This window comes from Mesorhizobium sp. CA16 (genome assembly GCF_020165175.1).
In the GTDB taxonomy this organism is placed as follows: Bacteria; Pseudomonadota; Alphaproteobacteria; order Rhizobiales; family Rhizobiaceae; genus Mesorhizobium.
Window position 1 is genome coordinate 295,336 of sequence record NZ_JAIUHP010000005.1, and the last position, 8,807, is coordinate 304,142.

Genomic DNA, 8,807 nt, shown 5'->3' on the forward strand with positions numbered 1-8,807 from the left:
CCCCGGGCCTGATCGCTCGTCGCCGGGTTCCCTCCTCGTCCATTCGTCAATGACGGAATCCAAGGATTTCGCTTAACGCCGCGTCCCCCTATCAAATTCTCGAGAAGGGAAGGATGCGGATGAAGCCGGATACATCGCAGTGGCGTGACCCACAGGCATATGCATTCGTCAAAGGCGCAACCGCCGATGAGATTGCCTGGGAATTCCTGCGACGCAATCCGCAATATCAGCAGGACTTCGCGACCTCACGCTCGGCTCAGGCGATGCGCGCATTACGCAAACGCTGGGGTTTGCAGTTTCGCCGCCCGGCCTGACCAGTCCGCGGTGGAGCAACCCGTCTATTGGGCGCCTCAGATCAACCCTGGGGTCGTCAACCTTGTCGCGCTTCCGCGGGGCCTGCGCACGGGTCAAGGCAGCGCCTCCGACGTCCAGCTGGCCGCGGGCCGGCATGACGAGGTCGGCCTTCACGTGCGTTCGTCGCCGGGGGGTATGCAACTGGCACTTCTTGGCGACACGAAGCCAGACGAACCGCTCGCCGCCATCATACCGCTGGACGAAATGGCGCACGACCGGCTGCAAGCCATCGAGCGGTTCATCCGCTCGATCCACAGGCAGCACCTTCCCGACGCCCGCTTGACCGCGGGCCAGCGCCGGCGCCTTGTCCACATGCTGCGATGCCTCGATGGCCGGGAAGAGCAGGCATCCCATTTTGAAGTTGCGACCGCTTTGTTCGGCCGACGGCTGGTCAGCGCCGCCGACTGGCACGACTCGGCTTTTCGGTACCAGACGTATCGCTTAGTTCGCGACGGCCTGAAGATGGTCGAGCGCGGCTATCGCCAACTGCTACGTGCGCGACGGCGTCATTCCTGAAGGGGGCCTGACGCCTGGTTCACTTAATGCGGTGTGTGCAAGTCCAGGGTTACCATCCTGAACTGAATAGCGTTTTTGCGCTGCCTTGCGGCCGTTGAGGTCAGCTCTGCTGCTCAGCTAAGCGGACGGCGCCAGGGCAGGGCTCGTTCGTTGCAAGTCTGACCCGAAGCAGCGTGAGCCAACGATCGAACTCAGGCATCACCGTCTTCGGGCAATAATCTCGACCGGTGCTGCCTCGCGATCCGATGAAGCCAAATGCGGTGACACGCCCAGTGCGGTTATGGCCCAGCGATTGTGAGGGGTGGCCCGGTAATCTCCATATCGAACTGGGCCGCGACGGCCTTGATTGCCGCAAGGTCGCGCGGAATTTCCAGTCCCTGCGCAGCAACCGCCGGGAAAAAGCTCTCGAGACCACCCGGGGACAGGATGGCGATCCATCGCGCACGCTCAACGACGACGAATGTGTGCTCGACGCCAGCGGGAATGTAGAACACTGCCCCGGTGGTACGCTCGGAAATTTCCCCGGCGCGCCAGAAGCGCAGCCGCCCTTGGAGAATGACGAAGACTTCGTCGGATTTGGGATGGCGATGGCGCGGCGGTCCGTCGCCCGGGCCAGCATTGGATGCAAATGCCCCGAGCTTGCCGCCGGTCTCGCGCCCAGTCAGCAGCGTTTCGTAATGCGTACCATTCCAGTCGGTTTGAGTACCAGGTGCTGCCCGCGTTTGCATCTTTCGCCACATGTGGTTGATGTGAAGCTTGATGGTGTCACGATAGCTACACGCTGGCCTCAGGCGGTCGCCTCGTATGAACATACGAGATGCGCCGGGGAACGGTTGTCAGTGAAGCCGGCTTCCGGCAAACTGCAAGTTCCTTCAGGCGAGGGAGCGGTGAAATCCGGCACACATGCACGATTTCGACGGCATGGTGGGGCAGATCTACGATGCGGCGGTCGAACCCGGCCGCTGGCCGCAGGTTCTCGAGACGCTGTCCGATTTCCTCGAAGGCGCCGCCACCAAGCTGACATTCCAGAACACAAGAACGTTGCGCAGCGAAGCGAATTCGGTGCGCATGCCGCCCGAGGCGGACATCACCTATGCGCGGTACTACTACAAGACAAATGTGTTCCTGCCGCGCATTGCGCGGCTGCACGCCGGTACGCTGATCCCAATCTGGGAGCTCCTGCCGCGCGAGGTCTACCGGCGCTCCGAGTTCTACAACGACTTCTGCCGGCCTGGCGACATGTGCCACTCGATCGGACTCGTGCTGGCCAACGAGCCGGACACGCGCGTCGTGTTCACCTGCGGACGCGCCGAGACGACAGGAGAGTTCGAGCCCGAGCACCTCGACCGGTTGCGTCGTATCGGGCCGCATCTGGTCCGCGCGGCGAGCCTGGGATTGCGCCTCTCGCGTTCGGAGATCGCCAGGAGTGCCAATGTCGAGGCGCTCGACCGCGTCGCCCAAGGCGTGTTGATCGTGGCGGCGAATGGCGAGATCCTGCTCGCCAACCGAACGGCCGAAGCGCTGCTCAATGAAGCCGACGGAATCAGGACAGAGAAATCGGCGCTGCGCGCAGCCAGGCGCGCGGATGCCGCGCAATTTCAAAGGTTGATCGTCGCGGCTGCGGAGCGGTCGGACACCGCGGGCGGCGTGATGGCGCTCGCGCGGCCGGCACCGCGGCGACCGCTGAGCGTGCTGGTGGCACCGCTGAAGATCGAGTCGACCTGGTTCGTGACCGGCCGCCCCGCCGCAATCGTGTTCGTGGCCGATCCGGAGAGCGCGCCGCGGACCACGCAGGCCCAGGTGCGCAATCTCTATCGGCTGACCCCGGCCGAGGCCGCCGTGGCCATTGCAGTCGCCCGCGGCGAAGGACTTCAGGCGGCCGCAGACGAGCTCGGCATCAGCCTGACCACGGCGCGCACCCACCTGCAGCACGTGTTCGAAAAGACGGAGACGCGGCGGCAGGCGGAGCTGGTGCGCCTCATTGCGGCGAGTGGCGTTTACGAGTGACAATCTGGAGCGCAGCAAGGCTCGCCCAAGCTGGTACAAGAGCTTTCGCGTGTCTGGACCAGCGTCGATAGCATCCAGCAACGGCATTACCAGTCATCACGCGAAGCCGAGGCCGATCCCATCCGCGAGCGCCAGATGGATCATGCTCATGTCAGGACGCGGCAACATCAGCGCCGGCGAAACCGTCCCCGCAGCTCTTTTCGTTGCAGATGATGTCATCGTCTCCGTCATGCATTTCTCAGTGCGCACCGATGACCTCTCGAACGGGCTGATCTGGCCGAAGGACGGCTGAAGTCTCGGCCGCCTATGCCGCAATGGCGCGTTGCGCGTTTCTTCCCCTGGGCGAAGCCCATTCCTCGCGCAACCAAGAAACGCGCGCCTCGCCATCCTGCGCTTTGCTGCGGTCGCAAGCGATGCGGCAGCGGTCGCCTTCGGCCTCACGATCGCCATCGAGGCCGCATGGTGCGGGCTCGGAAACGAGAACGGAGACTGAAAATGGCTACCATCGGCAGCTTCAAGAAGACCAATGCGAACGAGTTCACCGGCGAGATCATCACCATCAGCGTCCAGGCCAAAGGCGTGCGCATCGTCCCCGATACCCGGGCCAGCGGCGAGAACGCTCCAAGCCACCGTGTCGTGGTCGGCAAGGCCGAGATCGGCGCCGCCTGGTCCAAGCGCTCCAACGAGGGCCGCGATTATCTCGGACTCAAGCTGGACGACCCGAGCTTCACCGCTCCGATCTACGCCAACCTCTTCGCCGACGAGGAAAGCGAGGGCCACAGCCTCATCTGGTCCCGACCCAACCGCCGCAGCGGCGAGTGAATCGGCAGACGCCTCGCCGGTACCGGGCGAGGCGTCTTCTGCCGGCAATTGCGCAAGCTCGCCTAGGACCGCTTGATTGTAGCGAGGTAACGCGAGAGGGCAGCGCCGTCGACATACCGCTGGATCTAAGCCGGCGTCACGAGGTCGGCCTTCGGGCGGCATGCAACTGGCGCTTCTTGGTGAAGCCAAGCCAAGCGAACCGCTTACCGCCATCATTCCGTTCGACGACATGGCACACGACCGGCTGCAGGTCATCGAGCGGTTCATCGGCTCGATCCACAGGCAACACGTTCCCGACGCGCCGTTGACCGCGGCGCAGCGCCGGCGCCTTGGCCACATGCTGCGATGCCTCGATGGCCTGGAAGAGCAAGTCGCGACCGCCTTGTTCGATCGCCGACTGGTCAGCACCGCCGACTGGCACGACTCGGCTTTTCGATATCAGACGCATCGTCTCGTGCGCGACGGCCTGAAGATGGTCGAGCGCGGCTATCGCCAATTGCTTCGCGCGCGACGGCGCCGCTCCTGAGGCTCCCCCCGCCGCCTTGTCCACTTATTGCCCAGGATTCTGAAGTGAACGTGAGCTTGCCCCAACGTCTGCCACTAAACCGGCAGTTTGGCATTTCCGAACCTGCCGTTCGTGAGCCCCGCCTCCACGTCACATCGTCCTTTGCCCAGCCCGCCCGCGGGGCGACTGTTTCCCGGTCCGGGAGACAGCCTTCGCCGCGGAAACCCCGTCCGCGCACGAGGTGCTGGCCGACAGCCGCTGTCGGGCCGGGGGGTCGCGGCCGAAGGGAAACATCTATAGGTTGGAAAACGACGCCAACAAGGACGGCAAGAACATGGCAGGGGCACCCCCCAACGACGGCGATAGGCCTGCCGACGATACCGCTGAAGCGAAAGCGAACAACAACATGCCTCCCATTGTGGGCATCGGGTCATCGGCCGGAGGCGTGGCCGCTCTGCAGAGCCTTGTCAGCAACATACCGGCGGACAGCGGCATCGCCTGGGTGCTTATCCAGCACATGGCGCCGGATCGGCCGAGCGAACTCGCGAGCATTCTTGCGCGTAAGGCAGACTTATCAGTGGAGGAGGTTACGCACGACACGCGCATCGAGGCTGACAAAATCTATCTGATCGCGCCGGGGCAAGTGATGACGATCCGTGAGGGCGTGCTGCGCTCCGCGCAGGACGGCGACCCGCTCGCGCGGCGCACCAGCATCGACGCCTTCCTTGTCTCGCTCGCCGAGGATCAGGGGGAGCATTGCGGCTGCGCCCTTCTGTCAGGGGCGGGCACTGACGGGACTCTCGGCCTCAAGGCGGTAAAGGAGGCGGGCGGGCTGACGCTGACCCAGACGCTTCAGACGGCCGAATACGACAGCATGCTGCTGAGCGCCACGCGCACTGGCCTCGTCGATCGCGAGGCCGACGTCGCCGAAATGCCCGGGCTCTTCACCGACTTCCTCGTACGGCGGAAGCCCATCGCGCGCGATGTCGAGGTCGAAGATGGCGAGAGGCGCGTGATCTGTGACGTGCTTCGACGCGCCACCGGCCACGATTTCACCGACTACAAGTCGAGCACGGTCGACCGGCGCATCCGCCGGCGCATGCAGATCCATGGCATCGACACGCTGTCCGCCTATGTCGACCTGATGCGCGACGACCGCCGGGAACCCGAGCGCCTGTTCCGCGATCTGCTGATCGGGGTCACCCAGTTCTTCCGCGACACCGACTGGTTCGCGGCGCTGGCCGCGAAGGTACTCGGCCCGATCATGGAGGAAAAGACCGAGGACGATGAGGTGCGCGTCTGGGTTCCGGGTTGCGCCACGGGCGAGGAGGCCTACAGCTTGGCGATCCTGTTTCAGGAGGCCCGGGCGCAGATGGAGAGCCCGCCGGAGGTGAAAATCTTCGGCAGCGATATCGACGAGGCCGCCCTGCATTTTGCCCGTATCGGCCGCTATCCGCACAGCATCGCCGCCGATGTCAACGAGGAGCGGCTGGAGCGGTTCTTTGAAAAAGAGGATGGCCACTACACGATCCGTCCGCAACTCCGCGAGATGTGCCTGTTCGCCCAGCACAACCTGCTGCGCGACCCACCGTTCTCGCGCATTGACCTGCTCTCGTGCCGGAATGTGCTGATCTACATGAACCCGGGATTGCAGAAGCGGCTGATGCCGGTATTCCATTACGCGCTCCGGCCCGGTGGCTTCCTGTTCCTCGGCCCTGCCGAGAACGCGGGGCACGACAAGCTCTTCGGTGAGTTCGATCGGAAGCACCGCATCTTCCGCCGGCTGGGCGAGACCGCGCGGCTGCCCGAGTTTCCTATCGCCGGCGGCGACGGCAAGAATCGTCAGCAGATGCAACGGCAGGACGCCGCCACGAAGCCTGCCGTAACCGATCCGGCATTCCGTACTGCGCAAAAACTGCTCGAGCGCTACTCGCCGGCCTATGTCATCGTCGATGGCGAATTCGAGATCCTCGATGCTTCGACGGGCACCGGGACCTTCCTCGAACTGCCGCGCGGCCGGCCGAAGGCGAATCTGGCCGCCATGGCGCGCACCGAACTGGCCGTGGACATCAAGGCGGCCGTCGCGAAGGTGCTGACCTCGGGCGAGCGGCTCGTGCGCGACGATCTAATCGTGGGCCATGACGACGAGCGCCGTTATCTCACCCTGACCGTGGAGCCTCTGACCGGGACCGACGCGAGCGAGCGCCGTTGTCTCGTCGTCTTTCAGGCAGGAGCCGCCGCGATGGCGCAGACCACCGAGCGGGCAAGGCAGCGAGGCGGCGACGAGGAACTCGTACGCGCGCTGGAGCTGGAGCTTCAGACGACGAAGGAACGGCTGCAGAGCACGCTGGAGGAGTTGGAGACCACGAACGAGGAACTTCGCGCCTCTAACGAAGAACTCTCGTCGGTAAACGAAGAGCTGCAGTCCTCGAACGAGGAACTGGAAACCTCAAAGGAGGAACTGCAATCGATCAATGAGGAGCTTCGCACGGTCAACAATGAGCTTTCGACGCGGGTCGAGGAGCAGAGCCGTGCCAACAGCGACCTGAAAAACCTTTTCTCTAACACCCGTATAGCGATGCTCTTTCTCGATGCGGAGTTTCGCATCCGCAACTTCACGCCGCCCGCCAAGCCGCTGTTCCGGCTGCGCGACCACGACATGGGGCGGCCGCTGGACGAACTCGCCGGCGGCGTCGAGCTCGGATCCCTGAAGGAGCAGGTGGCGGAAGTCATCCGCAGTGGGGAGCAGATCGAGAAGGAGGTCGAGGCGCGAAACGGCGAGCCCCAGACGCTGATCATGCGCATGCTGCCCTATCGCGACGAGAACGACGTGATTCAGGGTGCTGTTCTCACATTCATCGACATCACCGCGCGCAAGCGGTCTGAAGAGCGGCTCTCGGACATGGTGTCCGAGCTGAACCATCGGGTGAAGAACAATCTGGCCAGTGTGCAGTCCATGATCCGTCAGGCGGCCAAACACACAGAGACGAGGGACGAGCTACACAAGGTGCTCACAGGCCAGCTACACGCGATGGCCGCATCGCACGACATCCTCTCGCGCGGCGACTGGAAGGGCGCGAGGCTGCATGACCTTGTCGGCGCCGTCCTGTCCCCCTTTGTCGGCGAGGGGCTCGACGGGCTGAGCCTCCAAGGACCCGAGGTCCAGCTGAAGCCTCAGGTCGTGGTCGGGCTCGGGGTGATCCTGCATGAGCTCGCCACGAACGCGTCGAAGTACGGCGCGTGGTCCACCGGGGCGGGACGGGTTTCGCTGAACTGGACTCGGGTCACGACCGACGGCGACGAGCTGAGGATCGAATGGGCGGAAAGTGGCGGCCCGCCCGTTGCGCCGCCGAAGAGCAATGGTTTCGGCCTCAACTTCGTCTCGCGGTCTACCCAGCACGAACTTCGTGGCACCTGCCAGCATGAGTTTCCCTCCGCTGGCTACCGCTGCGTTATAGCCGCGCCTGCTAAGACCATGTTGATGGATCGCGATGAAAATCGCTGAGGCCCTCTCATCGCCGCGCGAGACCGAGCGCGTCGAGCGCAGCAAAGAGATCGGCCTCCGTCAGCGGCTTATGCAGCACCTGGCACTCTTTGAAGCGCTCGGGCACTTCCACCCTCGAATAACCGGTCGCGAGGATGAAAGGAACGCCCTGCTCGTGAAGCAGATCGGCGACTGGCCAGACGCGCTCATCGCCGAGGTTCACGTCGAGGACCGCGCCGTCGAGGTCGTTCTGCCGCGCCGCCAACAGCCCTGCCTCGACGTTGGAGACCGGCCCGACAGGCAGGCAGCCGCACTCGCCGACCATGTACTCGACATCCATTGCGATGAAGAGGTCGTCCTCGATCACGAGGATTCGTGGCTTTCGGTTTTCAATTGAACCCACGTCCCGTTACCCTCAAAGAAAACTAACCGCTTCGCCACGAGAAAGTTCCGACGCTCGTGGGCCAGCCGTTGCATCCAAGAACTGCTGCTGGCGACATCGAAAACCGACCGGCAGCAGTCTAGGGCCAACTTGGTCTGCACATAGCTTTCCAGATAACGATTGAGCATGTTCAGCGGATTCACCTGGACGTTGGACCCGGCCCGTCTCCTCCGCCGGAGAGCCCGCAAGCCCGAGTTCGGCAATAAGCCAGGTCCGCTTTGTCAAGCCCCCAAGACGAGACCGTCTGGAGTCGGCGCCATATGACATGTCCGCTATACGCGGGCGCTCAATAGCAAAAGCCGGCATTGGAGCGCGTGTCTGGACCAGCTTCGATAGCATCCAGCAACGGCATTACCAGTCATGATGCGAAGCGGAGGCCGATCGCATCCGCGATCGCCAGATGGATCCAGGCTCTGATGCAGCACATGTCAGGCCGCGGTAAAACCAGCACCGGCGAAACCGTCCCCGCCTCTCTTTTCGTCGCAGATGACGCCATCGTCTCCGTCATGCATTTCTCAGTGCGCACCGACGACCTCTCGAACGGGCTGATCTGGCCGAAGGACGGCTGAAGCCTCGACCGCCTATGCCGCAATGGCGCGTCGCGCGTTTCTTCCCCTGGGCGAAGCCCATTCCTCGCGAAACCAAGAAACGCGCGCCTGCGCCATCCTGCGCTTTGC

Annotated in this window: 10 protein-coding genes; 8 read left to right on the forward strand and 2 right to left on the reverse strand. The window is 63.8% G+C overall.

Going from position 1 to position 8,807, the window contains the following annotated elements:
- The first annotated feature begins 119 nt into the window (after positions 1 to 119).
- Together LB525_RS10660 and LB525_RS10665 are read left to right on the forward strand one after the other, a co-directional pair.
- Positions 120 to 314: a transcriptional regulator domain-containing protein gene (locus LB525_RS10660; protein WP_224544569.1), complete on the forward strand. Its 195-nt coding sequence runs from the start codon at positions 120 to 122 to the stop codon at positions 312 to 314.
- A gap of 175 nt (positions 315 to 489) precedes the next feature.
- Positions 490 to 870 carry a DUF2285 domain-containing protein gene (locus LB525_RS10665; protein ID WP_224544570.1) on the forward strand — a complete coding sequence of 127 codons (381 nt, stop codon included), beginning with the start codon at positions 490 to 492 and terminating at the stop codon, positions 868 to 870.
- Between the two features lie 278 nt (positions 871 to 1,148).
- Here the strand turns inward: LB525_RS10665 and LB525_RS10670 are convergent, their stop codons facing one another.
- Entirely contained in the window at positions 1,149 to 1,682 is a 534-nt protein-coding gene (locus LB525_RS10670) for a cupin domain-containing protein (RefSeq protein ID WP_224544571.1), read from the reverse strand.
- Between the two features lie 91 nt (positions 1,683 to 1,773).
- Between LB525_RS10670 and LB525_RS10675 the strand changes: the two genes are divergently transcribed.
- The 5 genes from LB525_RS10675 to LB525_RS10695 all read left to right on the forward strand — a co-directional run bounded on the left by LB525_RS10675 (position 1,774) and on the right by LB525_RS10695 (position 7,709).
- On the forward strand, positions 1,774 to 2,877 hold the full coding sequence (locus tag LB525_RS10675) for a helix-turn-helix transcriptional regulator (protein ID WP_224532382.1): 1,104 nt from the start codon (positions 1,774 to 1,776) through the stop codon (positions 2,875 to 2,877).
- Positions 2,878 to 3,025: 148 nt separating this feature from the next.
- Positions 3,026 to 3,169, forward strand: coding sequence for a hypothetical protein (locus LB525_RS10680; RefSeq protein WP_224544572.1), 144 nt, complete (start codon positions 3,026 to 3,028; stop codon positions 3,167 to 3,169).
- A 203-nt stretch (positions 3,170 to 3,372) separates the two neighbouring features.
- Entirely contained in the window at positions 3,373 to 3,699 is a 327-nt protein-coding gene (locus LB525_RS10685; protein WP_224532380.1) for a DUF736 domain-containing protein, read from the forward strand.
- Positions 3,700 to 3,859: 160 nt separating this feature from the next.
- The gene (locus LB525_RS10690; RefSeq protein ID WP_224544573.1) at positions 3,860 to 4,225 is read left to right on the forward strand and encodes a DUF2285 domain-containing protein; all 366 of its coding nucleotides are present in this window, start codon (positions 3,860 to 3,862) and stop codon (positions 4,223 to 4,225) included.
- Between the two features lie 280 nt (positions 4,226 to 4,505).
- Complete coding sequence (locus LB525_RS10695) at positions 4,506 to 7,709, forward strand: CheR family methyltransferase (RefSeq protein WP_224544574.1); 3,204 nt, start codon at positions 4,506 to 4,508, stop codon at positions 7,707 to 7,709.
- A 7-nt stretch (positions 7,710 to 7,716) separates the two neighbouring features.
- Here the strand turns inward: LB525_RS10695 and LB525_RS10700 are convergent, their stop codons facing one another.
- Positions 7,717 to 8,055, reverse strand: a complete 339-nt coding sequence (locus tag LB525_RS10700) for a response regulator (RefSeq protein ID WP_224544575.1) — start codon at positions 8,053 to 8,055, stop codon at positions 7,717 to 7,719.
- Positions 8,056 to 8,546: 491 nt separating this feature from the next.
- Between LB525_RS10700 and LB525_RS10705 the strand changes: the two genes are divergently transcribed.
- On the forward strand, positions 8,547 to 8,699 hold the full coding sequence (locus LB525_RS10705) for a hypothetical protein (protein WP_224544576.1): 153 nt from the start codon (positions 8,547 to 8,549) through the stop codon (positions 8,697 to 8,699).
- Positions 8,700 to 8,807 lie beyond the last annotated feature (108 nt).